The sequence below is a fragment of the Spiroplasma endosymbiont of Nebria brevicollis genome (genome assembly GCF_964030895.1).
Taxonomy (GTDB): Bacteria; Bacillota_I; Bacilli_A; order Mycoplasmatales; family VBWQ01; genus Spiroplasma_E.
In genome coordinates, this window is the sequence record NZ_OZ034986.1 from 185,898 (window position 1) to 211,341 (window position 25,444).

The 25,444-nt window shown below is 24.0% G+C and carries 26 protein-coding genes and 1 pseudogene; 18 read left to right on the plus strand and 9 right to left on the minus strand.

Annotated elements, in window-relative coordinates:
* Positions 1 to 119 precede the first annotated feature (119 nt).
* The 18 genes from AAHM98_RS01030 to ribF all read left to right on the plus strand — a co-directional run bounded on the left by AAHM98_RS01030 (position 120) and on the right by ribF (position 13,536).
* The gene (locus tag AAHM98_RS01030; RefSeq protein ID WP_342276658.1) at positions 120 to 1,322 is read left to right on the plus strand and encodes a prolipoprotein diacylglyceryl transferase; all 1,203 of its coding nucleotides are present in this window, start codon (positions 120 to 122) and stop codon (positions 1,320 to 1,322) included.
* Between the two features lie 141 nt (positions 1,323 to 1,463).
* Entirely contained in the window at positions 1,464 to 1,769 is a 306-nt protein-coding gene (locus tag AAHM98_RS01035) for a hypothetical protein (RefSeq protein ID WP_342276659.1), read from the plus strand.
* 20 nt (positions 1,770 to 1,789) lie between these two features.
* On the plus strand, positions 1,790 to 2,824 hold the full coding sequence (locus AAHM98_RS01040) for an MSC_0882 family membrane protein (protein ID WP_342276660.1): 1,035 nt from the start codon (positions 1,790 to 1,792) through the stop codon (positions 2,822 to 2,824).
* A gap of 416 nt (positions 2,825 to 3,240) precedes the next feature.
* Positions 3,241 to 3,429, plus strand: a complete 189-nt coding sequence (locus AAHM98_RS01045) for a hypothetical protein (RefSeq protein ID WP_342276661.1) — start codon at positions 3,241 to 3,243, stop codon at positions 3,427 to 3,429.
* Positions 3,419 to 3,649 (plus strand): hypothetical protein, encoded by a 231-nt coding sequence (locus tag AAHM98_RS01050; protein ID WP_342276662.1) that lies wholly within the window; start codon positions 3,419 to 3,421, stop codon positions 3,647 to 3,649. The genes AAHM98_RS01045 and AAHM98_RS01050 overlap by 11 nt, the downstream gene beginning before the upstream one ends.
* A 24-nt stretch (positions 3,650 to 3,673) precedes the next feature.
* Complete coding sequence (locus AAHM98_RS01055; protein WP_342276663.1) at positions 3,674 to 4,069, plus strand: hypothetical protein; 396 nt, start codon at positions 3,674 to 3,676, stop codon at positions 4,067 to 4,069.
* 427 nt (positions 4,070 to 4,496) lie between these two features.
* Positions 4,497 to 5,183 carry a hypothetical protein gene (locus AAHM98_RS01060; RefSeq protein WP_342276664.1) on the plus strand — a complete coding sequence of 229 codons (687 nt, stop codon included), beginning with the start codon at positions 4,497 to 4,499 and terminating at the stop codon, positions 5,181 to 5,183.
* Position 5,184: 1 nt separating this feature from the next.
* Positions 5,185 to 5,511 (plus strand): hypothetical protein, encoded by a 327-nt coding sequence (locus AAHM98_RS01065; RefSeq protein WP_342276665.1) that lies wholly within the window; start codon positions 5,185 to 5,187, stop codon positions 5,509 to 5,511.
* Positions 5,512 to 5,650: 139 nt separating this feature from the next.
* Entirely contained in the window at positions 5,651 to 6,271 is a 621-nt protein-coding gene (locus AAHM98_RS01070) for a leucine-rich repeat domain-containing protein (protein ID WP_342276666.1), read from the plus strand.
* 120 nt (positions 6,272 to 6,391) lie between these two features.
* Positions 6,392 to 7,354 carry a hypothetical protein gene (locus tag AAHM98_RS01075; RefSeq protein WP_342276667.1) on the plus strand — a complete coding sequence of 321 codons (963 nt, stop codon included), beginning with the start codon at positions 6,392 to 6,394 and terminating at the stop codon, positions 7,352 to 7,354.
* An 821-nt stretch (positions 7,355 to 8,175) separates the two neighbouring features.
* Positions 8,176 to 8,325 (plus strand): hypothetical protein, encoded by a 150-nt coding sequence (locus AAHM98_RS01080; RefSeq protein WP_342276668.1) that lies wholly within the window; start codon positions 8,176 to 8,178, stop codon positions 8,323 to 8,325.
* A gap of 1 nt (position 8,326) precedes the next feature.
* Positions 8,327 to 8,479: a hypothetical protein gene (locus tag AAHM98_RS01085; protein ID WP_342276669.1), complete on the plus strand. Its 153-nt coding sequence runs from the start codon at positions 8,327 to 8,329 to the stop codon at positions 8,477 to 8,479.
* Between the two features lie 116 nt (positions 8,480 to 8,595).
* Positions 8,596 to 8,862, plus strand: a complete 267-nt coding sequence (locus AAHM98_RS01090; protein ID WP_342276670.1) for a hypothetical protein — start codon at positions 8,596 to 8,598, stop codon at positions 8,860 to 8,862.
* A gap of 84 nt (positions 8,863 to 8,946) precedes the next feature.
* Positions 8,947 to 9,132 (plus strand): hypothetical protein, encoded by a 186-nt coding sequence (locus tag AAHM98_RS01095; RefSeq protein WP_342276671.1) that lies wholly within the window; start codon positions 8,947 to 8,949, stop codon positions 9,130 to 9,132.
* A 141-nt stretch (positions 9,133 to 9,273) separates the two neighbouring features.
* A complete protein-coding gene (locus tag AAHM98_RS01100) occupies positions 9,274 to 9,543 on the plus strand; it encodes a hypothetical protein (RefSeq protein WP_342276672.1) in 270 nt (89 codons plus the stop codon).
* Positions 9,544 to 9,756: 213 nt separating this feature from the next.
* Positions 9,757 to 11,715 (plus strand): type I DNA topoisomerase, encoded by a 1,959-nt coding sequence (gene topA / locus AAHM98_RS01105; RefSeq protein WP_342276673.1) that lies wholly within the window; start codon positions 9,757 to 9,759, stop codon positions 11,713 to 11,715.
* A gap of 8 nt (positions 11,716 to 11,723) precedes the next feature.
* Entirely contained in the window at positions 11,724 to 12,671 is a 948-nt protein-coding gene (gene truB / locus AAHM98_RS01110; RefSeq protein WP_342276674.1) for a tRNA pseudouridine(55) synthase TruB, read from the plus strand.
* Positions 12,595 to 13,536 carry a riboflavin biosynthesis protein RibF gene (ribF, locus tag AAHM98_RS01115; protein ID WP_342276675.1) on the plus strand — a complete coding sequence of 314 codons (942 nt, stop codon included), beginning with the start codon at positions 12,595 to 12,597 and terminating at the stop codon, positions 13,534 to 13,536. The genes truB and ribF overlap by 77 nt, the downstream gene beginning before the upstream one ends.
* 219 nt (positions 13,537 to 13,755) lie before the next feature.
* Here the strand turns inward: ribF and AAHM98_RS01120 are convergent, their stop codons facing one another.
* The 9 genes and pseudogenes from AAHM98_RS01120 to AAHM98_RS01165 form a co-directional block, all read right to left on the minus strand.
* Positions 13,756 to 15,009, minus strand: coding sequence for an Mbov_0401 family ICE element transposase-like protein (locus tag AAHM98_RS01120; RefSeq protein WP_342276676.1), 1,254 nt, complete (start codon positions 15,007 to 15,009; stop codon positions 13,756 to 13,758).
* 207 nt (positions 15,010 to 15,216) lie between these two features.
* Complete coding sequence (locus AAHM98_RS01125) at positions 15,217 to 16,383, minus strand: restriction endonuclease subunit S (protein ID WP_342276677.1); 1,167 nt, start codon at positions 16,381 to 16,383, stop codon at positions 15,217 to 15,219.
* Positions 16,376 to 17,929: a type I restriction-modification system subunit M gene (locus AAHM98_RS01130; RefSeq protein ID WP_342276678.1), complete on the minus strand. Its 1,554-nt coding sequence runs from the start codon at positions 17,927 to 17,929 to the stop codon at positions 16,376 to 16,378. Before AAHM98_RS01130 ends, AAHM98_RS01125 begins: the two co-directional genes overlap by 8 nt.
* Before the next feature lie 27 nt (positions 17,930 to 17,956).
* Entirely contained in the window at positions 17,957 to 18,595 is a 639-nt protein-coding gene (locus AAHM98_RS01135; protein WP_425289590.1) for a type I restriction endonuclease subunit R, EcoR124 family, read from the minus strand.
* A 65-nt stretch (positions 18,596 to 18,660) separates the two neighbouring features.
* Positions 18,661 to 20,729: pseudogene (locus AAHM98_RS01145) on the minus strand (type I restriction endonuclease subunit R).
* A 413-nt stretch (positions 20,730 to 21,142) separates the two neighbouring features.
* Positions 21,143 to 23,200, minus strand: coding sequence for a VirD4-like conjugal transfer protein, CD1115 family (locus AAHM98_RS01150; protein WP_342276681.1), 2,058 nt, complete (start codon positions 23,198 to 23,200; stop codon positions 21,143 to 21,145).
* Position 23,201: 1 nt separating this feature from the next.
* Positions 23,202 to 24,413 (minus strand): plasmid recombination protein, encoded by a 1,212-nt coding sequence (locus AAHM98_RS01155; protein ID WP_342276682.1) that lies wholly within the window; start codon positions 24,411 to 24,413, stop codon positions 23,202 to 23,204.
* A 213-nt stretch (positions 24,414 to 24,626) separates the two neighbouring features.
* On the minus strand, positions 24,627 to 24,932 hold the full coding sequence (locus tag AAHM98_RS01160; protein WP_342276683.1) for a hypothetical protein: 306 nt from the start codon (positions 24,930 to 24,932) through the stop codon (positions 24,627 to 24,629).
* Positions 24,933 to 24,949: 17 nt separating this feature from the next.
* Positions 24,950 to 25,417 carry a hypothetical protein gene (locus tag AAHM98_RS01165; RefSeq protein WP_342276684.1) on the minus strand — a complete coding sequence of 156 codons (468 nt, stop codon included), beginning with the start codon at positions 25,415 to 25,417 and terminating at the stop codon, positions 24,950 to 24,952.
* Positions 25,418 to 25,444 lie beyond the last annotated feature (27 nt).

The following is a 25,444-nucleotide window of genomic DNA, read 5'->3' on the forward strand; positions in this document are numbered from 1 at the left end:
GGCAGAAAATAAACCTTCTGTAAGATAAGTACTAATATTTTTTATTTACCTTGTGATTGATAATCAGTTATGGTATTCTATTAAGGACAAATCTTTTTTTGAAAATGAGGTAATATATTGTGTTCTTAAATCTAGACTATGTTGGACCCCACGGCATTACTGATACGTATGGATGGTTCCATGTTTATTCTTTTGCTATTATGTCAGGTATTTTTGCATCTATAATTGGAGCATGAATTAAATTTCGTCGTTATCGAGTTCCTACTGATTCTTTAACATGATCAATCGTTTTTATTATTCCAGCAGCTTTATTTGGAGCTAGTTTCTTAGGAAAAGATGACCCTAATAATCCTATGCCGTTCTGAAGTAAGTTTGCTTTTTGACATGGTGGTATGTCAATTCATGGTGGCGTCTTATTTGGAATCATTGCTGGGGGTATAATTTTTTATATCGTTGGTCGCAAGTATAAAATTTCTTTATGGATTTATGGCGACTGTATTATTCCTAATATTTTATTAGGTCAAATTTTAGGTCGTTGAGGTAATTTCTTTAACCATGAGTTATTAGGTTCAGTTGTTAGTTATGATTCTTTATCATGATTACCAGCATTTATTCGTGATAACTGTTTTAAACTAATTGATGGTAGTCCGCAAATGCTAGGCGGTCATATTGTTTATCGTGCTCCTATGTTCTTGTATGAATCACTTGGTAATTTAGGATTATGAGTGGTTATTACCTTTATGGTTCCTAACTTTGGTAAATGGTTTGGTAAAAAACCATGAAAAGTTGAACCAGATAAATATCACTTTAACTTTGGTCAAAACTTTAAATATTGAACAGTTACAACATTTAATCCTAAATATTGAAGTAAAAAAAATCGTGATGCTAACCGTTTAACATGAACTAAAATGTGAAATGATGTTTATTACTATAATAAAGTTCCTGAGAATATTGTTACTAAAGCATTAGTAGAAATACCTGAATTCAAAGTTACGGGTCATTGATTTAATGATTGTAAACAAAGAATAAAACACCGTAGTGCTGTTAGCAAAAAACTTTATGAAATTAATAATCCGCAACATTATCGTATGATGTATGCTGGTGTTCAAATTGGATTATACCTTTTTGGTTGAAATATAATTCGTTTTATTCTAGAGTTACAACGTGAACCACAAGATTTATTTTTAATTAATCTTCCAACGCTTGATTATACAATTATTTTATTAGTAGCTTGTTTTGGATTAGTAATTGCAATACTTGCCCAATTTGTTGCTCCTAAATATTTACGCTCACACGGTTGAACATATGAAAAAGAATATTAAACATATTCTTTTTCATTATAATAACAAATTTTAATAATCCATTAAATAGATAATAGTTAATAAAGTAAGGGTTTTTGTTATAATATTAATATAATATATTAGTGGAATAGTTATATTAATGCAATTATGAGGTGATTAAAAATGTTATTACCAGTGAGTGCCGATGATCCTAATATTATTAATTTTTTAGGTTTTAGAATTCGTGTACAAGATTTCTTGGCTGCTGCTGGGGGGTTGGCGTTAATAATTTTTTTAATTTTATTAGCTATTTTATTAATTATGTATTTACGTAAAAGAATGACTATTAAAGGATATTTAAGTCTAGAAGAAAAGGATTATCAAGTAGAAGATAAAATTTTGCAAATTGAACATGAAATTAGTAAAATTCAACGTAAGTTTTATTCAACTAAACATGTAATCAAACGCACAAAAAAATATTTTAAATAGTTATATTGTAGGTGATATTTATGTCAAAATTAAAGTCTAAATTATTTAGTAAATTGTTTATTCAAAAAGAAAATTTATCATCTACTGATAAGCATGATAAATTACCTAATGCTAATCCCTATTTTAGTAATGTTGTACCACCTTCTATTAACAATAATATTGATACACCTGATGTGAATAATTTTTCTGAATCTAAACATTTACAAGTAACTAGCTCATATATTATGCCATTACAAGAAAAATCAGAAAACATTGAAAGTTTCAGTACGCCAAAATCAACCTATTACGAACCACCACATTTATTTAACACTATGGCATTAGTAAGTTTTAAAAATAATTTTAAAATTCCTAAACCAATTAGTCGTGAAATTAAATCAGAAAAATTAAAACAGTTACTATTATTGCTAATTAGTTTTGCTTCATTAGTTGTTACATCTACTTTTATTGGATTATTCTTTGGAGATACATCTAAATCTAAATATATTCCTCATCCTGTCCTAATGATTCCTTTATCCATTATTTGCGCAGCTATTGTTTTAATAAATATTATTGAATTTTTAACATTACGTAGAGAAGTTGATTTATATATTGAAAGAACTTTAAAAGGTTCATTACTACCACCAAACTTTATTATTAGAAATTACCGTAAAATTCACACTAATTTAATTATTTTAAATTGAGTTTGTATTAGTAGTTATATTTGTTTAGGAATTGCTATTGGTATTATGTTTTTAATTAGTGGACAAAAACTAACATTTATTGTTCAATCTTGAACTGTACAAGTACCTAAACTTACCCAAGATGCTGTTACATTAACAATCGTTTTATGCGTTATCTTTACTATTCATGTAATTAATTTTGTGTTATTTAAATTTCGTAAACGTAATATTATTAGTTATTATGGTTATGAAATCATTAATCCTCAAGAATTAAATGAGTATAAGAAGAAAATTAATCGCATTTGCATGTGAATAGTTATTGGTTTTGCTACATTAATTTTATTTGCTATTATTATTCCTATTATCGTTGTTAAACGTCGTAAGCGTAGAGCATAAGAAACTTTAAATTATGAAAATAAGCATTACTTTTATAAAGTAATGCTTATTTTGTTATTTTAAGTGTTGAAGCCACTACTAATGTAAAGTGTTAAAATAATTTCATATTAAGGATTAAAAAAGGGTTTATAAATAAAAAGAAATCGGATTTGTCTATTTTAAGACATTTGATATCATACCAGTTTCATATTTTCTAGTAAAATCAACTATTTTACCAGTAAATGTATAATTCCGAAAGAAATTACATATAGTATAGATAAATTTTAATTTTCTTGGTATATGAAGCAAAGTAAGTATAGGGGAGAAAAAAATGAATATTAACAAAAATAACTTGTTATTATTAACAATATTATCATCAACTTTTTGTTATCCTAAAATATCTAATAATAATATTCAAAGAGAGGGTCACTTCTAAGTTGGATATATTCGGAATTTCATTTAATATAGATTTTAAACAGCAACAAACTACTGTAGCTGAAGAAGGAATAGAGTATATTGCTCCTAGTATTTCAACATTAGTTGCTCCTTGTCATAAAGTTCAAGTATTATCCTATTTAAATAGTTTTATTAGTAGTCAAAATCTAACGTTTGATAGTGATATTTAGTGGAAATATTAGCGCTAAACTTGATTTTATTGATGGTACTAGTACACTATTTTCACTAAGTATGTCTGAAATTATTTTATATTATGCTATGATGGGTTCTTTACCATTATCATTAAGTTCTAATCTTAGTGGTGATATCATTCATGTTAGAAATGAAGCAAAAGTTTGAAAATATGAAACTGGAACCTATTGACATGTTGTTACTAATCAATTAGATTAAAAATAATTAATAAAGGAGAAAACTATGCGTAAAATAATTAGCTTTTTTTCAATAATAAGCTTATTGGGTACTTCAGTAACTACGACTGTTGCTTGTGAAGATAATACATTTTTAACTATAGATGAAGGACATGTTTTAAGTTTATTTAACAATACTCTTGAACGTATTTCATTTAGATTTATGTATTATACTTTACCACCAGATAAACAATCAAAATCAAATATAAACAGTTTTTCTTCCCTCCAGTGAAAACAATCTTCTGATTTAAAAAGTATATATTGTAAACTTGTAGGATACGTCAAAGCAACACCTATTAGTTATGCAGGTTCTGAATATTGAGAATTGGAAATTAAAGATACTAACGCAAAAGGTTTATTTGTTTATTCATGAAATATGCATACTCATAATCCTTGAAAGTAATTAATAAATATGGTTGCCCGAAAAATTATTCAATCTCTAGATAGAACGTAGTTGTCGTTTTTTCTTTTGTAGGTAAATTTATCAAAAATAAGTTATATACACTGTCGTAGAAGAATAATGGCAAGTTCTTTATGAAAATACTTCTATATCAGGATAAAAGAGTTATTTTAAAATATTAATAGAGTTGTTATTGTATGAAATTAAGATTGACTTCGTATAGAAATATAATAACCAAAAACCCTGTTTTATTTTTATTTTTAAATAATTATACCAAGGGGGGGTTTATATACATACCTTATCAACATTATCATAATATAACTTAATTGGAAAATATGAAAGTTACCTATTAATATCAATTAAGGGTGGATTGTAAACAATATATAACAATGTATAAAAGTTTAAAATTAAAAAAAGGAGAAAATATAATATGAAAAAAATATTAACTAGTTTAGCAATTTTAACTATGTCAGGATTAGTAGCAACACCAATAATAACTACTGTATATGGTTTAAAGTCAAATCAAAAAAATGCAACAAATAATAATGATACTGATGATACTAATAATTATGTGCCTTATCAAGCACAAGCAACTTGAGAAAATTATATTCATAAAAATCAAGCATTTATTGATTTTATTAAAAATATCAAAAGAATAAGTGATGATTATGTATATCAAAAAAGCAATATTAAATTAAATACAATTAAAGATGCTAAAACTTCTACTGAACAACCAATTGGAACCTTATTAATGAATGGCAAAATTCAAACAACAGTTGGTAATCCTAATATGTCTTCACAACACATTATTGATAATTCTAAAGGTTCTAATGCCATTACTGTTGATTATGATTCAAAGACAGTAACAAATACTGCTACAGTAAGTGCCACTTTTACTAAAAGTTTTTCACTTAGTATAAGTGTAGAGGAAAAGATAGGTATACCATTTGATAATGCTAGTTTAAGTACAACTTTAACATTTAATACTAGTGAGTCATTTTCATCAGCAATTTTGACAGAAGAAACAGTGACATTTGATAAATTTTCTACAACAGTAACTCCTGGTGATAAAGAAGAAATTGATTATATTGTTATGCAAAATAAATCAAGTATTTAATATGGTGTTAAAAACCCAATTAGATTTAAATGGTTGTAGTTTTGTTTTTGGTAATAAAAATAATCCTCAAGATACAGAATTAATTTCGTGAACTGAGTTAGCAAAAAATGAAGAAGTTAATCAATCTTTTGCTAAAGGAATATCTGATTCACTTAATCCTTCAGAAATTAAAACAAATGTTCAACCATTCCTTGGTGTTGATAAATTTAATGATCCTACTATTCCTGCCCAAGCACAATTTTATAATCCAAATAGTATGTTTATTTATTTACCTTTATCATTTACAGTTGACGGTTATTCTACTTTAATTACCCAATCAAAGTTATAAAATTCAGATAAGGAGATTTATGCAATTATGAAAAAATTATTAACCACATTATCTTTAACGATTATATCTGCAACTGTCTTATCAAATACTAACTTTAATAATCAAAATATTAATAAAAACTGATAATTATTGTAATCAATTGAAAAATAAAAATTATAATAAACAGATTAAAACAATAATAAAAAAATCTCTAAAAAATGATGATGAAACTAAATGTTATTTGAATGAGTATATTAGTGATTCAAATTTAATTTATCGCATTCAAATTTCATTTAGTGCTATTGTTCATAATGATAGTAAAGGTATTTTTATTTATCAAAATGATGTTAATAGTGTAACCTCTTTAGATTTATCAAATGCTGATGTTAACAGTTTTATTGGATTAAATTATTTTTCAAATTTAACTGCACTTAATATTGCTAATAACAATCAAGTTATTAATTTATGTGATTTAATGCTCGTTTTAAATAAGTTAATAGTAATTAATATATCTGATAATTATGTTAGTGATATTGGTAAAATTATGTTTTTTACTTCGTTAAAAGAATTATATGTTTCAAATATGAAGATAAGTGAAAAATTTAAATATGATTGAAAATCTGTATTTTTTTCATTATCTAATGTTGAGTCTCTTTCGAAATTAGTTTTATCTAATAATACAAACGTTACTGATCTTAATGATTTATCTAATTTAACAAATTTGACACAATTAGATTTAAGTTATAATAATATTTCCGATCTTTCATCATTATCGGTGTAAATATTTTATTATAATTTGCTGAAAAAGAGTTTATGAATACAAGCTTAGAAACTTAAACAACTGTAAAACGGGTCTTATGTAACCAATAAAGGTATAAAATAAAAAGGAGAACAATAAAATATGAAAAAATTATTTAGTATGATTGCAATTAGTACGTTAGGAGTAACTGTAGCTAGTGCAAGTAGTTTAAAACCATTGTTTACAAGCAATGTAAGTCATGACTTTAAATCAAAGTCAACAAATAAAGAAATAAGCGTTCAAGGAGAGAATAATACAAATCCATTTATTAATAAAATTAATAATATATCTGAAATATTTTCTGTTGCGGTTGCTCCAGATGGGGCTGTTTATGTAGGAACAAATCATGGTACATGAGTAGTAAACTTGATAAATTTATTATTGAATATAAATAATAATGGATTTTTTAATAATAAAATTTATAGTGGCGTGGTTTATAATAAAGAGCAAAAAATTGGCATCAAAGATAACTTTATTGAATCAACAATACTTGATAGTAAAAACATAACCATTCCAGTAACAGACCTTGATTTAACAAATGGTGAACATACACTAATTTTAACTTTAAAAGATGAGTATAAGCAAAATGCTGATTTATTTGGTGGGAAAGATGGGCAAGTAACATATAAATTATGAGTAAAAACTTCAATTGATAACGATAAAATCAACTATCAAACAAATAAAGATGATACAGATTTACTTACTGGTTTAACGTCTGATTCAGGTAATACTAATGGTTGTGATATAATCCAAACGAGAAGTAAAGTAGGAAATGTCCATCCTGCAACATTAAGTTCAAAATTTGATGATGTATTAATTGATTATCCAAATAGTTACTATGTCCAAGGAACAGTTGATGATACTAATAATTTTACTGAAAGTGGAAATAAACAAAACCTAAGTCAAAGTATTGGAATCACAGTTAATGGTATATATCACTTACATTTAGTTGATACGGTTGGTATTACTTATGATTCTTATTTAGAATTAGGGCAAAGCAACTGAAAATTGAATGGGCAATTTGATGACAAATATTTGAATCAATTAGCCGAGTATTTAATGTAAAAATTGATAGTCAGTCAGCTACACTAGAATTTAAACAAGAAGCACTTGGTTGATTACAGAATTATAAAAGTGATATAACTGTTGCTTTTAACAGTGTCGTTAAAAGCAAAGGTAAAGGGTTTAATATTGTACCTGATGATTTTACAGATGGATTTAAGACATTTTTAGATCATGTTGATTATGTTGATAGTAATACTAAAAAAGCTATTAATCAAAGCAAATTAGATAGTTTAATTAGTGCTGTTGCTAATCAAAAATTACAAGATGGATTAATTAATTTACCTAATGATTTAAATGTTTCAACTGATAATTTTGATTTATTAACAACATTAGATAGTTATAGTAATTGAATTAATGAATATAAAAAGTTTGTAAATAATACTAAAGACCAATGAATTAATGATGCAGTTGCCATAGCTTCACGTGGCTTTGCTACAACTGAACAAATTCAAAGTATTAAAATTAAAAAAAATATTTAAAGTGTTAAATTTAGTGATTATGTACAAAATATAACTTGAACACCAAATGTTAATAACTATGGAACAAGTAATGATTTTTTACAATATGTAAAATTAGATAAGTTAGAACAAGACACAATTGATTGAACTAATAATAATTTACCTGATATAAATCAAAAATTTGAAAGTGCACTTAAAAATGCTGAAAGTGGATTAAATTTACATGGTTATTAATATTAATACTTTATTAAAAAACCTTTACCAAAAACAAAAGGCGAAATTATTAATTTTTCCAATGGTAATAGTTTTCATGATTATTTACAAGCACAAGCTAATAACAAATTTCATGCATGACAATTACAAATGGGATTGGGAATCGGATTGCCATTACTACTTGTAACTGCTGGAATTGGAATTATTATTAGATGAAGAACAAACCCAAAATATAACCCTTTAGCAAGAGCTAGAAAAGAAGACCAGGCAGATAAAAGAATTGCAAAAAAAGGAAAATAAAATGCCAATGTTAATAATAATTGGCATTATTATTCTTTTCTTTTTTGGTTGAGTTGGAGTAGGCGCTGTTGTCTTTTTGGAAATTAAAGAATTTGTTGAATGAATAATTAAGAAACGAAAAGGTAAAAAACCAAAATGACAAAAATTGAATTAGGTAAACATATTATTGAATTTATGGTTCTTAATCCTAAAAAAACCATTATCCAATATTAAATTCAATTAATCAAAAAGCATTTTTTACAATAAAACTAAATCTTTACCAGGTAAAGAATGATTAGAAAATATCATAGTATTATCCGTAATGAATTTACATATTGTAAGCAAAAGAAATTAAAGGTAATTATTATTGATGGCTTGTTTTATTGATTTAACAAAAATACTCATAATATTATTATTGACTTGTCAGAAAAGTATTTTGATATTGACACAAGAAAAAATCTTGAAAAAATAAGGTTAATTTTAGAAGAAAAGGATTGAAGTATCTTTTTCTTTTCAGTACAAAGATTAATGCACGTGCATATTATTAAATTGAAGTAAATCTAGTTTAAATTATGGAGTATATAGTAAATTTTACAAAAGAAATTAATTAATAGTTTAGGTGAAAATGCTGCTTTAGAATATATGCTTTTTGTCCAAAAAGTTAATTTATATCGTAACTGTCTATTCAAAGCAACAATCGAACTTAAACTTGATAGTCAAAATGTATTGCAAGATTGAAATAAGTTATCAACTTTAAATAAAATTAGTACTGGTTGAAAATTATACTTTCAATTGAATGAATTTATAACTATCACAAGCATAATCTAATGAATATATATACAACAAGTTGTCTATCCTAAAGTAGGAAAAATAAAACCATTATAGTAATCAAAAAAACTAACTCAAAGGAGAAGTATAGAATTTAATAACTTAAATTTCATAGCAACTGTTGACTATGATACACAACTAATGAATCAAATTAATAATATAAAATTTGAAACAACAACGGATGTATCCAGCATTTATTATATTTTACAACATTCAATTGGTTTGACAATTGTCAATCACTCATTAGTAATCCAAAATGAAGATACTGCTACAACTTTATTTACCATTAATTTTCAACAAAATATTACTTTTGAAATTAATGGTAAGTTTTCTGAAACTTCATATGATAAAGAAATATCAATCCAATTGAGGTTTTCTAATTTAATTAAAACAATATGAATTGACACTTAAGTGTTAATTTATTTATAATTTTGTATTAATACTATTATTTAACCTTGAACTTAAAATTTATAAAAGTAAGTATTTTTCCACTTTTTTCATTCATATTACCAAATAAAAAATGCATATCCAGAAAAAAATATTGACTTTCGGGTTAAACTTATATATATTACAAACTAGTTATTTTAAATAAAACTAATCTAAAACACAGAGGAAGGTTACAAGATGCCATCAAAATTAGTAATTATGGAATCTCCAGTTAAAAGTAAAGCAGTACAAGCATATTTAGGTGATGACTATTTAGTATTATCTTCAGATGGACATATTCGTAATTTAGCCATTAAAGGACAATATGGATTAGGAATTGACTTAGATACCTTTGAGCCTATTTATAAAACCGATCGTAAGAAAATGCCTAAAGTTAAAGAATTAAAAACCAAATCTAAAAACATGACTCATGTCTATTTAGCAACTGACCACGATCGTGAAGGAGAAGCAATTGCTTATCATTTAGACCAAGTCTTATTAACTTCTGATAAATCATCACGCGTAACATTTAATGAAATTACCAAAGGTGCTATTTTAGAAGCTTTTAAACATCCCCATGAAATTGATTTACCATTAGTTCGTAGTCAAGAAGCACGACGTATGGTTGATAGAATTATTGGTTTTCGTTTAAGTAATTTACTACAAAAAAAAATTGGTTCCCGTAGTGCTGGAAGAGTACAATCAGTAGCATTAAAATTAATTGCTACTCGCGAACGTGAAATTACTAGTTTTGTTAGCGAAGAATTTTGAACGATTACAGCAACTTATCAAAAACAATTAGTTTTAAGTTGCGAAAAGTATAACAATGAACCATTAGTAATTAGCAATGAAAAACAAGCAACAGAAATTAAAAAGGCATTATCACCTAATTATGAAGTAATAACAATTACTGAACAAAATCGCAAACGTAATTCATTAAATCCATTCACTACTAGTACTTTATTGCAATCTGCTTCAACACAATTAAATTTTAGTACTGCTAAAACAACATTAGTCTCTCAACAATTATATGAAGGGATTAATGTTAATGGTAACCTAACGGGTTTCATTAGTTATCCTCGTACTGATTCTATTCGTTTAAATCCTAAGTTTATTGATAGTGCTAAAGAATTGATTATTAGCGCTTATGGTCAAGATTATCTTGGTCAAACTAAAGAACAAACTAATAAAAAAAATGTTCAAGACGCCCACGAAGCCATTAGACCAACTGATTTAACTATGAATATTAAAACCGCTGCTACTTATTTAAATCGTGACCAATTAAAACTTTATAGTCTAATTTACTTTCGTGCTGTAGCATCATTAATGGCACCTGCCCAACTAATTAATACTACTGTCTTATTTAAAAATAATAATTACCAATTTAAAATATCTGGTCAACAAATTAAATTTAAAGGATTCTTAACACTTGATGAAGCAAGTCTTGATGATGAAGCAATTTTAAAATTGCCGAAATTTGCACAAGGACAAATTATTCAAGTCCAAAAAGTTGATGCACTACAACACTTTACTAAACCCAAGTCCCGCTATAGCGAGGCTAAGCTAATTAAAACCTTAGAAGAACTAGGAATTGGTCGTCCATCAACTTACAATCCTATTATGCACACAATTAAAGAGCGTGGATATGTGATTATTGAAAATAAAGCATTTAAAGCTACAGAAAAAGGTTTGTTAACAAACGATAAACTACAAGAATTTTTTTATGATATTATTAATGAAACATACACTTCACAAGTTGAAATGCAGTTAGACCAAATTGCCCATGGTAATTTTGAAATGCATCAAGTGGTTAAAGACTTCTATTCTAAGTTTGAACCACAGATTGATGATGCCTTTGCTAAAATGACTGAGTTTAAAATTAAACCCATTTTATTAGACCAAGATTGTCCGCTTTGTGGTGCACCATTGGTGCAAAGAACAGGAAGGTATGGTAAGTTCAATGGTTGTTCTACCTTTCCTAAATGTCGTTATATCCAAAAACAACAAATTAAAATTAAACCATGTAGTATTTGTACTGATGGGTGAATGGTAGTTAAATCATCAAAACAAAGTCGCAAATTTCTGGGATGCACTAATTACCCCAACTGTAAACACGTGGAAAAATATCAAGAACCCACAAGCAATGAAATAAAGTAGGTGGAAAAATGTTAAAAGATTATTTATTATTAGTGGACAAACCGTCATTCATGACGTCGCAAGATTGTTTGACAATCATTAAAAAAAGATTAAAATTAGATAAAATCGGGCATACTGGAACTTTAGATCCATTAGCAACAGGACTAATGGTTGTTCTTGTTAATGAAGCAACAAAACTTAGTGATTTTATTTTAAAAAGTGATAAAACATATATTGCTAAGATGCAATTATTTTTGAAAACTGATACGGGTGATATTACTGGAAAGATTATTGAAAATAAACCACATATTAAGTTTAAAGAAACTGAAATTATTGATGCTTTAGAATTTTATAACAACCGTGTTTATGAGCAAATTGTTCCTGCTTATGCTGCTGTTAAAGTTGACGGAAAACGACTTTATGAATATGCCCGTAAAAATATTGCTGTTGAATTACCAAAACGTAAAATCCATATTAAGTCTTTAAAATTAATTAGTATTAATAATGACATTGTTACATTTGAAGTTGTTTGTACGAAAGGAACTTATGTTCGCACTTTAATTAATGATATTGCACGTATTTTACATACCTCAGCAACCTTAACTTACTTACGAAGAACGCAACAATCAGGTTTTGAATTAGCAAATGCTATTAGTTTAGACAATATTAGTCTTGAAACTGTTGCTAAAAATTGTATTAGTATTTATGATGGGATTAAAGAAATTATGCCCATTATATTTGCTCATAATACCAAAGATATTCTTGATGGTAAGCCTTTATCTGTACAAGGTACTACTAAGGATCCATTCATCTTAGTAGTTAGTCCTCTTAATCAGCCCTTAGCTATTTATCGTTATCAAAATAATAATATATATGTTAGTCAACGAGGTTTTCATTGCGATGAAAGAAATAAAAATTCAGATATTAAAACCACAAAACTTGAAGATCAAACATCTGAGCTTTCAAAGTCTTCTTAGTAATAAACCATTAATCGCTTGTTGAGGATTTTTTGATGGTATTCACCAAGGTCATCAAGCATTGTTTAATAATCTAATAACAATTGCTAAAACTAATAATTATGAAACGTGTATTATTAGTTTTAATGAGAAACCACAAAGTGTTACTAATGAAATTGCTAATCAAGTTTTATTATCTAAAGAAGATAAGATTAAACGTATTAATGAGTTTGGTGTTAACTACTATTTAGAAATTGAATTTACTAAAGAATTATCAAGAACATCACCACAACAATTTATTGCATGATTGGTATCATGTGGTGTGAAGAGCGTTATTGTTAATCCTAATGTACGGTTTGGACATCAAGGCCAGGGTTCTGTTGAAACATTAAAGCAATCATCATTACAAGTTTATCTATGTGATGATGTTTTTGTAGGAAATCATGATAAAGTATCATCAACGCTTGTTAAACAATTATTACAAAATAAGGATATCATTAATGCTAACTTATGTTTAGCACCTAATGAGTATTATATTACGGGAAAAGTAGTGCATGGGATGAAAGAAGGGCGTAGTGTTGGATTTCCTACTGCTAACTTAATGTTAAACGCTAATTATGCGCTCCCTGGGCTTGCTACGTATATAACCTTAACCCACGTTGATAATAAGTGATATCAAAGTATGACGGTCATTATGATACGTAATAACGTACCTTTGGTAGAAACTTATCTTTTAAATTTTAATCAAGATTTGTATGATAAAGTAATTACGGTTAAATTTTTGACTTGATTACGTGATAATTTACAATTTACTAGTTTAGATGATTTGAAATTACAGTTACATAAAGATTTAGAAAATACTATTGCTTATTTTAAAAATCAATAAAAAACTATTAATAAGTTTAGTTTAAAATTACAAATCTCTCAGATGGAATAAATTATTCGGTTGGTAATGTCTTATTTCAATAAATATTTATCTATTAAAATAAAACTAACTAAGGAAAAGACAAATTTATCTTTTTTAACCATTTTAATAATAACAGAAAATAACAAAATTACAAACCAAAAATAATAATCCGCAAAATTATTTAATAATTCTGATTTTTTAAATAAACACTCTTGCTTGTTGAGAAACATTTTTATTTATTAAAAATTGGTAATTATCATTATTTTTAAAATAATAATTATGTTCTTTTTGCAGTTTTTTATTTATCTTTTCAAGATAAAACCCAATTAAATTAATACCATTCTCTTTCGCCATTTTCATTGCAATCATATTTTTAAAAACTTTTTCACTATATAATTTAGCACCATATCCTTTTAACCATTTTACATTATGCGAAATTTGTGACTCAGTACAAGACCCCATATATCAATTTTCTTTATAAACTTTAATTCCATCTTTTCTTTTATTAATATAATTAATAAATTTTTTAATTTCTTTTCTTATTTTTTCATTATCCGTTAAATTTTTAGTAAGTTTTTTTCTTCGATAAGGAAATATTGTTTTCAATTCTTTCATTAAATGAAATTCATCTAAAATATAAATTGCACCAATTTCATTAGCGAATTTTTGAATTCATGTTGCTCCGTCACCCGCAAGAGTTAATTTACAATTTTCAATATTATAATTTTGATGTAAAAAATGTAAAAATTCTTTTTTATATTTTTGAATAAGATAATATTTGTTTTTTACTGATTTCATTACAATAAAAATATTTTTATCTCTTAAAACATTTTTGTTTTTAGTACTTTTTATTTCATCATATCCAGTATGAAAATATGCTACTCTAAACATGTTTTTTTCTATTTTTTTATATTTTGTTAAATTACTAAAAGAATCATCAACTCCAGCATACAAATATGGTGTTTGAACATTTACTTTTCTTGTCTTTGTTTTTAAATGCTCTTGAAATAATTTATAAAAATTAACCTCTTTATTAATATTTGTGATTGACATATTAGATATATTTAACTTCGGAAACATATCTCTAATATCTCTTTGTCTTTTAGCACTATCCATTTCTTTTCAGATTGATATTTTAACACTTAAAATAATTGTTTGATTATTTTTTAAACCAATTTCTTTATTTAATAAAGTTGTTGTTTTAAATTTATTTTCTTTTTTATCATAAAAACAGAATCTGGAAGCTTTAATTGTGATATCGCCAAAAGGAGTTTTCATTTTTTTATTCCTTGTCCCCCATAAAATATAACCATTTTGACCATTACAATTTTGTTTTCTTAATTCTTGATCAAGGTTTTCATATTTTTCTTTTAATTTTTGTTTTTCTATGAAATTAACATCAATGTTTACTTCTTCAACGAAGTTTATATCTTTAAAACTATTTAAAATCATATAAATTTACTCCTTTTAAGTGTTAATAACTTAATTAATGAAATTATATAATGATTTTAAATATATGTCAGCAAGGTCGCTTTTAATTTTGTAGAAAATAATTGATGGCATTAAATACCTTTACCATTATCAAATATAAACAATTACAAAAACCACAAAATTATGTAAAACTTTTATTTGTTTATAAAATCAAATAGAAACCATAAATTAAATAAACATATTATTTAAGTAATATTGTTTTTGTTTTTCTAATAAACTTAACTGTTCTTTGACTAATTCAATTTTCCTATCAATGATGGTAAAAAAATGTGCCACTTTTGTTTGTTCATTAATATTTGGAAATAAAACATTAATTTCACTTACATATGAAATATAATATCTTTTGTGATCACTAGAAAATAATTTTAGATTTTTTAATAAATTGAAAACATAAAATAAATTAATATTATTATTTTTAGATTTTAAAATCTTAATTGCTGATGATTTAACCATAAATTTAAAATTAACATATTTCATATCCATTGTAAAATCATCAAAGATTATAACTGGGATATTTTCATAGATATTTTTTTCATTTACATAACCTAATATAAATGATTTATTAGCTGTTAATACTGGTATTTTTCCCCGAATTTCAATTTTATCTTTAATTATAAATTTTGTAGGTTGCTGATAATTTAATATTTCTCCTATTTTTTTACTTTTTCATTCATCATTAAATCCTTTAAATCTAATGTTTGGATAACTTTTTTCATTCGCAAACATATTATTTAAGTAATATTGTTTTTGTTTTTCTAATAAACTTAACTGTTCTTTGATTAATTCAATTTTTCTATCAATAATGCTAAAAAAATGTGCAATCTTAGTTTGTTCTTGTAAATTAGGTATTTTAAAAATAAATTGATTAATTATTTCCTTGGAAAGGTTAGGTTGTGTTTGCTTTATAATATATTTATTTAATTCTTTTTTCTTAAATTTAAGTAATAAATAATATAAGTATTCTGTCGAAAAATATAAATTATTAATTTCCATAGAAAAAAAAGCTTGGCTAGTAGCTAATGGAATTTTATTGATTGTTGGAAACCCAACAGAAGCATATATAGAGTATATTAATGAATTTTTTGGTACTAATCAAGCACTAGAATTTTTAAGTCCTTTTCTAGTTATTGTTTTTTCAGTTTCAAAAATGTATTTGCCTTGATTGGTAACATCTTTAATTGATAAAAATGATATTTCTCCATTATAAAAATCTTTATTTTTTGTACTTGGAGTTCCTCCAGATTTAGCCTTATTATAAAACTTACTAAAAGTTGTTTTATAATAAAACTCATTAAAACCTTTAAATCTAATTTTAGAAACGAAAGATTTATTCATTATTAATCACCAAATCTTTTAACATTAAATTAAATTCTTCATTTAATTTTTGAATTTCTTTTTCATTATTAATTAATTTATCTTGTAATTCTTTAATATTAATAATTTCTTTTTCTTCTGTATTATCAATATAACGAGCAATATTTAAGTTATAATCATTTGCTTTAATTATTTCTATATCAACTAAATTAGAAAATTTATCAATAGTTTTTCTTTGATTGAAAATATTAATAATTTTAATAATATTTTCATCGGTTAAAATATTTTTATTTCCCTGCTTTTGAAATTCTTTTGAAGCATCAATAAACAAAATAGCATTATCAATTTTACATTTTTTCATAACAATAATACAAGTTGGAATTGATGTACCATAAAACATATTAGCTGGTAAACTAATAATAGTATCAATTCAATTCTTTTCAATCATATATTTTCTAATAATTAATTCAGCATTACCCCTAAACAAAATTCCATGAGGAATAACAACGGTCATTATTCCATTATCAGATAATTTATAAATCATATTCTGAATAAAAGCAAAATCAGCTTTTGTTTTTGGTGCTAATTTTCCATAAGCACTAAATCTTTCATCACTTAAAAAATTTTGATTTGCCGATCAATGAGAACTATATGGTGGATTTGCAACAATTGTTTCAAATTCTTGTCCTTTAAAACCATCATCCTCTAATGTGTCACCATTATAAATATCAAATTTATTATACTTTAAACCATGTAACATCATGTTCATTCTTGCCATATTATATGAATTGGTTTTTAATTCTTGACCATATAAATGACCAATTTTTAATTCTTTATATACTCTTAATAGTAATGAACCTGAACCACATGTTGGATCATAAACAGTTTTAATTTCCGTTTTTCCTTGACTAATTATTTTAGCTAATAATTTAGAAACAGGTTGTGGTGTATAAAATTCACCTGCTGCTTTTACTGATTCAGAAGCAAATTTACTAATTAAATATTCATAGGCATCACCTAAAATATCAATTTCTGATTCATTAATTTCAAAATTAATTTCATTAATTTTTAACATTACTTTAGCAATTATTTTACTTTTCTCTGTTTCTGTTTTTCCCAATTTACTAGAATCTAAATCAACAGAATCAAATAAATTTTCGAATTCTTTTTCTGATGAATGACCAATTGTTGATTCAATTAATTTATTAAATGCTTTTCTTAATAAGAAGATATCAAATTTCCCAATATTAATTTTATTAATTATTTCCTGTCATAAATATTCTGGTTCAATATAATATCCAGCACTATCATTATCATATAAAACTTCTAAAAAATCATTGCGATATTTTTCATTAGTTAAAGCAGTTCGATAATCAATTCCTTCTATTTTTAAATCCTTTTCTATTATAGATTGTACATTATCTGATGAATAACGATAAAATATTAATCCTAATATATACTCTTTATATTCGGATGGTTCCATTGTCCCGCGTAGAGTATTAGAAATATCTCATAACTTAGAAAATAATTGGTGTTGTTGTATATTTTGTTTTTCATGTGTTGTCATAATATTTTTTCCTAACTTTCAAACTTATTAATTAAATCAATTATATTTAATTCTAATTCTTTTTTTTATTTCATTTTTTGCTTTTATTTTAGAGATATTTTTATTAATAGCTATTTTTTCAGTATATTGTTGATTAATTTTTTCTCTAATTAAATTAGAAGGCAATTGATTAGTAAAGCGATATTCACTAATAATTTCATTAATATCTAATTTATCTATATTATATTTTTTACTAAATTTATTTATTTGTTGTTCATATTTTTTATCACAAAATTGTTCATATATTACTTCTAAATCTGCGGTATTTTTAAGGGTAGGAATAACTCTTTCAATAAATGAATTTATTAATTCTGATTTATATTTTAATAGTTGATCAGTTGAGTCTAATATTTCTTTTTTTATTTCTTTAATTTGGTTTTCTTTTCTTTTAATATTATTTAAATCTATTTTTTTTAATAATTCTAAAATATAATGAACATTAATTTTATTACTATAAATTAATTCTAGTTCAAAATCAACATCTGCTAAGACAGATAATTTTTCTTTTTTATTTTTTTCATCACTTAGTGATAAATAACGAGATTTAAATTCATTATATTCATTTTCACTAAAATTATATTTACTTTGATTAATATCAAATTCAATAAATGTTTCTAATTTTAACAATATTTTTACTATTTCTTTAAATAAAAAAATAAATTCTTTAATTTTAACTTCGTCACCATCATTTCCTACATCATAAGCACAACTATAATTTTTTTTAATTTATTCACTAACTTAATAAATTCTAGTTCATAATAATCAAATGGTTTCATTAATATTTGATCAGTAGTAGCACTATTAGAAAACAATAAAATTGCTTCATCAACAGTTTTTTTAGTAGTTTGATAACAAACAATATTACCAAATGGTTTGGTATTATTTACAATTCTGTTTGTTCGTGAAAATGCTTGGATTAATTTATGATATTTTAATAATTTATCTAAATATAGTGTATTTGTGGTGGGTGAATCAAAACCTGTTAAAAACATATCAACAACAATTAATAAATCAATTTCTTTGTTTTTAACTTTCTTTTGTAAATCAATGAAATATTCATTAAATCTATTAATATTAAAATTAGTATCAAAATTTAAATTATAATCTTTAATTATTTTTTCTAATTCTGTTTTAAAAGAAAAATCTTTATTATTTAAATCTTCATTTGCTTCAAATGAAAAATTGAAGCAATTTTTAAATTATGTTTTAAATTTTTAAATGTTTTATAATACTTAATTGCCATATTAATATTTTTAACAGCAAATATGGCATTATATTTCTTTCCGTATGTTTTTTTTGAAAATGTTTCAATTATATTTTTTGAAATAGAGTCAATTCTGGAATCATCTATTAATAATTCATCATTATTAATATCTTCAATTAATTCATCATTAGGTTCTTTTTTATTTCTAATTGATTCCATATAGTCAACATTAAAACCTAAAACACTACCATCTGCTAGTGCATTATTAATTAGATATTTATGGATACATTTATGAAATATATCAGCTGTCGTTCTTCCGTCTTCTGATTTATTTTGTTCAAATCGTGGTGTGCCAGTAAATCCAAAATATTGTGCATGTTCAACAATTCTTTTAATGCTAATATACATTTTTCCAAATTGACTTCTATGACATTCATCAATAATAAAAATCACTTTCTTATTCTTAAATTTAGCCATTATTGATTTATATTTTTCATTTTTACAAGCATTACCCATTTTTTGAATTGTAGTTAATATTATTTTTTTAGTGGAATCTTGCATATTTTTAATCAAGCTATAAGTACTTTCAGTATAATCAACACTATCTTTTTCAAATTTATTGAACTCTTCAATGGTTTGAAAATCCAAATCTTTTCTATCAACTAAAAAAAATATTTTTTCCTTTTCTGGCATATATTTTAAAATTTGACTTAATTTAAAAGAAGTTAAAGTTTTTCCAGATCCAGTTGTATGTCAAATATAAGCATTATTATTAGTTTCACTTGCTATTTTAATAAGTTTCTCAACTGCATAAATTTGATAAGGTCTCATTATCATTAATATTTTTTTACTTTCATTAATAATCATATATCTTGCAATCATTTTACTAACATGGCATTTATTTAAAAAATTTTTAGTAAAATCAAATAAATTAGTTATTCTATTATTTAATTCATCAGTTCAATAAAAAGAATTTTCAAATAAAATATTGCCATCATTATTTGAAAAATATTTAGTATCTATAAGATTAGAAATTATAAAAAACTGAATAAATTTTAATAATCCTTTATGAGATTCTTTTTTATATCTATTAATTTGATTAAAAGCTTCTTTAAAATTTATTCCTGGTTTTTTTAACTCAATTTGTATTAGAGGTAAACCATTAATTAAAATTGTTATATCATATCTATTTTGAAAAATACTTTTTATTGTTAATTGATTAGTAAATTGAAAAATATTATCACATCATTTATCTTTATTAAATAATTCTAAATCTACTTTTTTTAAATCATCACGCTCAATTGTAATTTTCTGTCTTAATATTTTTGCAGAATTAAAAGTACTTTTACCAGTAATTTTAAATAATAATTTTTCAAATTCTTTGTCAGTTAATGGTTTATTATTTAATTCATTTTTATTATGATTAAAAATTTGATTTCTAAAATTGGTTTTAATATCTTCTTCATTATTTAATTTTATATATTCATAACCTTCAATTTTTAATTTATTAATAAACTTTTTTTCTAATTCAGATTCACTAACATATTTATTTTCCATCTTTAAACCTTTCTACTAATTTTGATTATAAATATTTAATTATTTTCAATATATAATAAATATATAATAAAAAAAACAAATTTTTATTAAAGTAGTAATAATATTTTAATTTTATTATACTTAAAATTGTTAGAGAAAGATAGAGAAATAAGCAATCTATATTATTTTCTTTTATTTTTCACTAGTTATTTGTTAAATAACTTTATTGCTTGTCCTCTTTTGGGCATAGTTTCCCTTAGGCATTGGTTTAGTTAATCACTCGCGACTACTCTTCTGCCCCATGTAGTACTAATTAAATTAGTTGATTAACCTTATCAGATATCCTTCCACTTCGTTTATTTTTTAGTGTTCCAGCTTGACCACTTTGTGAAATCTTACTATTTATAAAAAATAATTATTCCTTTTCAGAATAATTATTGGTTTTCTTGTCTTTTGATTAATTCTGTTTCAAGGTTTTTGATTTTTTGTAAAAGTAAATTTATCATTGTTTTATTTTGAACAGATTTATAATTTGTTTTTTCATATTCTGCTAATTGTATTTTTAAATTATTAATATTTGTTGTAACTTCTTTTGTTGTTAAGTTGGCAAATTCATTAATCGTATTTTCTGTCAATTCTTTTTTGGTATTTTTAATATCATAGAAATAGTATTTATTGAAATTAATATAATCAATTTCTTTTAATTCAGTTGTTTTTGTTTTTTCTCACAACTTTAAATCTTTTCATAGTTTTAAAGTTATTTTCATTGGGTTATAGCGTGATATTTTAACAATTCCGTGTCCTTGTTTTAAATTTGCTAATTCATTAGTTAACATTAATGGATGACTTTTTAAACTTTTTGAAACACTAGTATTATTTTTATTTTCGTTGATACTAATTTGTTCGATTGTTTTTGTTCCAAATAATTCGCTATAATATTTAATTGTTTCTAAATCATTAGTATGTAAGAAAATGTGCATCCCACAATTATTTAAGATAATTTTTGCTTTTGCATCGCCATAGTTTAATTTTAATTGATTAATATCTTGTAAAATAAATTGAAAAAAAATATTTCTACTGCGTGAAATACTAACTCATTTTTCAATGTTGTTTATTTTTGTTAAATTTGCAAATTCATCTAATATAAAATATATTGGTTTTTCTAGTTTTTGTTCTATTGTTTTACTTATCTTATTTGTTAAAAATTGATAAATTTGATTAATTAGTATCGCTACTAATTTATAGTAATTATCATTTTCATCGCTAAATATAATGTATAAAATAGTTGGATATTCGATAAAATCATTGTAATTAATATCATTTTGTGATGTTAAATTACGAATAAAATCATTATTAAACACTTCTAAACTTTTTGCAACAGTCATTAAAATAGCATCTAGTGTTCGATTTTCTTTACTGTCAGCTAAAACTTGGCTTGCTGTTATTTTAGCAATGCTGGTATTTTTTCGATTATTTAGTCATTCAACTAAATCTTTTTTAAAACTAGCGATTGCTGCCACTGATGCCATGTTAAATTTGTTAAATAATAATTCTTGGTTTAAAATTTCAATTTCTATTGTTAATTTATTTTTGTTTATTTTATCTTCATAATCTTCTAATATTGCCAAAATAATTCCTTGAATAATCATGCTTGCTGAATTATTTCAAAAATCATCTTCAATATTTTTGTCAATTAACATACGACTAAGTGATCTAATTTTATCTTGATATTTTATTTTTCACTTTATTTTTTCTTTTTCATTATTTGTCATTAGCATTTTAATAAAGTCATCATAAATTATTTTTAATGGATTTCAAGTATTTCCTTTCTCTAAATTACGAAAATCAATAACTTTTATTTTATAGTCATTTTCTTCTAAAAATCCATTAGTTAAATTATATAATTCCCCCTTAGGGTCGGTGATAATCATGGTTGGTTTAGTGGTTGATTTTCCATTTAAATAAATTGTTGGTAATACTATTCCTTGTGTTTTTCCGCTTGCTGTTGAACCAACAATAACACTATGAATATTGTTTTTTAAATTAAACAATAAATCTTTTTTGTTTTTATTACAATTAAAAACAAAACCAGTATTTTTATAATTATCTTTAATATTAACTTTATCACTAATATCATCAATTTCTTTTATACTTAATCATTTACTATCACCAAAATCTATTTTGTCGGTTGTTTTTATTGCAGTTTCCTTATTCTTTACTTTACTAAATAAAACAAAATAAAAAAATCAGAAATAAAATCCCAAACTTAATCCAATAGTTATTAATAATCCATATTTAGTTTTAATTATATAATTTCATCATAATAATATTTTAAATTGTTTAATTTCAGTAATAAATTCAGTCATATTTTTTCAATTAATAAAAATTGAATAACCTATTCCAAATAATGTTAAACAAAAAATGAAAGTTATTGGAATAAAACATAAACCAATTAATAAACTTATTTTTTTCTTTTTTATTTTATTTCACATATTATCGCTCTCTTTCTAAACTGCTCACCAAATCATAACCTTTTTGCATAATCGGATTGATTTTAAAAACCATTTCATTAAATTCTTGTTCAATTAAACTCATATTTTTAAAATCTACTGTTTTTGGGTTAGCAACAGTAGTTATAATTTTATAGTATTTCATTTTTTCTGCTAAATCTAAATATTTAGTTAATTGGTTTATTTCATAATCTGTAAAATTATTTTCATATCTTAAATATTGTTTAATTTCATAAATTAAACAATGATAATCATCACTAATACTTTTAATTTTGTTAAATTCTTTAATATTGTCTTTGGTAAACTTGTATTCATTAAATATATTATTGATTTCATTTTCTAACTTATTTCGTTCAAATTCTTTAACTTGTCGAAAATTCATTGCATTATAACTACCTTTACCACCAATTTCACCAGGTTCTATTTCATAACCTGCTTTTGTTAAATAATTAGCATGATAAACATGCAACTTTTTTAATAAGTCATCTTCTTGCTTTCCTTTAAAAAAACGATTACTACCGCCAAAAAGTTTGTTATTACTAATTATGTATCGCTCTTCATTAAGTTTTTTTGAAAAAACTTTCTTAATTGGAATTAAATCAAAGTGAACATGGGGTGTTGTTTCGTCCATATGAACTGCTGAATACAAATATCCCATATCTGTTTTAATATTATTTTTCATTCATTGTTTCATAAAATTTATTTCAATATTAACTCATTCATTTAACTTTTTTCAATTAATACTTTCAGGCATTAATTTGCCCATTTTTCTTGTTCCTGTTTCTTTATCTCATACTTGAATATTTGTAAATTTACATATCCCCATTTTTTCAAATCATTCTTGTCGTGTTGATGGTAAAAGTGTATCTACATAATTAGTATATTTATTACAATGATTTTCAAAACTTGTTTTTTGTGCTTTACTATATTTAATTTGTTGTTTGTCTCAATCATTTTCTAATAACTTCATTATTTCATTTCGTTTTTGTTTTGTAATTTCAAAAGCTTTATTATTAGTGATTTTTTCTTTTATACCATTTACATAATAAAAATTATATTTTGTAAATTCAGGATTAACATTTTCAGGTATTTTAATTCTAAAATTATGCCGTATTAATTTATCAACGGCACCATTTGGATATTTTTTATATGTTTCAGTTCGCACCACTGCTTTAAATTTATATTCTTTTTCCATATTTTATTCCTCCTTATTTTGGAAATTTTTACCCTTTAAAATTTGTTAAATTTAAAAAGCCAAAAGTCCACTCAGTATATATTTTGGCTTTGCCAAAATATATCAAAAATTTCATTTTCATTCTATCTAATTAATTATCTTTTTTTGGAAATTTATTACCATTAAAATATTTTAAATTTTCTTTGTATATTTGTTTTTTCTCAGCTTTTTTAATTAAACATTGTTTATCCATCACCAACAAAAAAGGGTGCAGTTTTTTTCAATTAACCTCACCCTCAATTTTGCCATCTTTAATTTTGTATAAAAGTTTTGATTTTTAAAAATTAAAATAAAGCAATATTCCTTATTATATTGTAAATTACAATATTTATTATTTATATTAATACTTGCATAAGGATACAATAAATCTTTTATCATTAGCTCAATTCATTTACTACCTTTATTATCATAATAAGGTTTTGTGAAAATTAAATTACTTGTCATAATTTGATAACTTATATATTTTTCTGTTTCTTTCATTTTGATAGTTCCTTTCTCTATAAAATTATTTTTACTCTTTTTATAATTTTTAATGTTAATAAGTAAAATATTGGCAAGCATATTGTATTTGTAATTAATATTCCGATAATTATTTGTTCTATATTTAAAACACCTAAATTTAATCAAAAAAGTATAAAATCAATCGGAAGATAAATAATTATGTTTGTTAATAAAATTAAAATAATTTTAATAATATGGTTTATTTTGATTCAATTAATTAATTTAATTAAAATCGCCAATAAACTTGTGCCAATATTTAAACATAATGATCCCAAAGTAAAACCTCATGATGTTAAATCAGATAAAAAATGGCCCATAAATCCGACTAATAAACACCAATATCAATTTAAGATAAATCCACTTAGAAAAATAGGGATTAAAAATAATGGAATTGTTGTTCTTGGAATAATTTGGATTCGCATAGTTTGCGATAATACAACCATCATGGCAATTAAAACTGCCATATAATTTATTTTTTTAATTAATTGAAA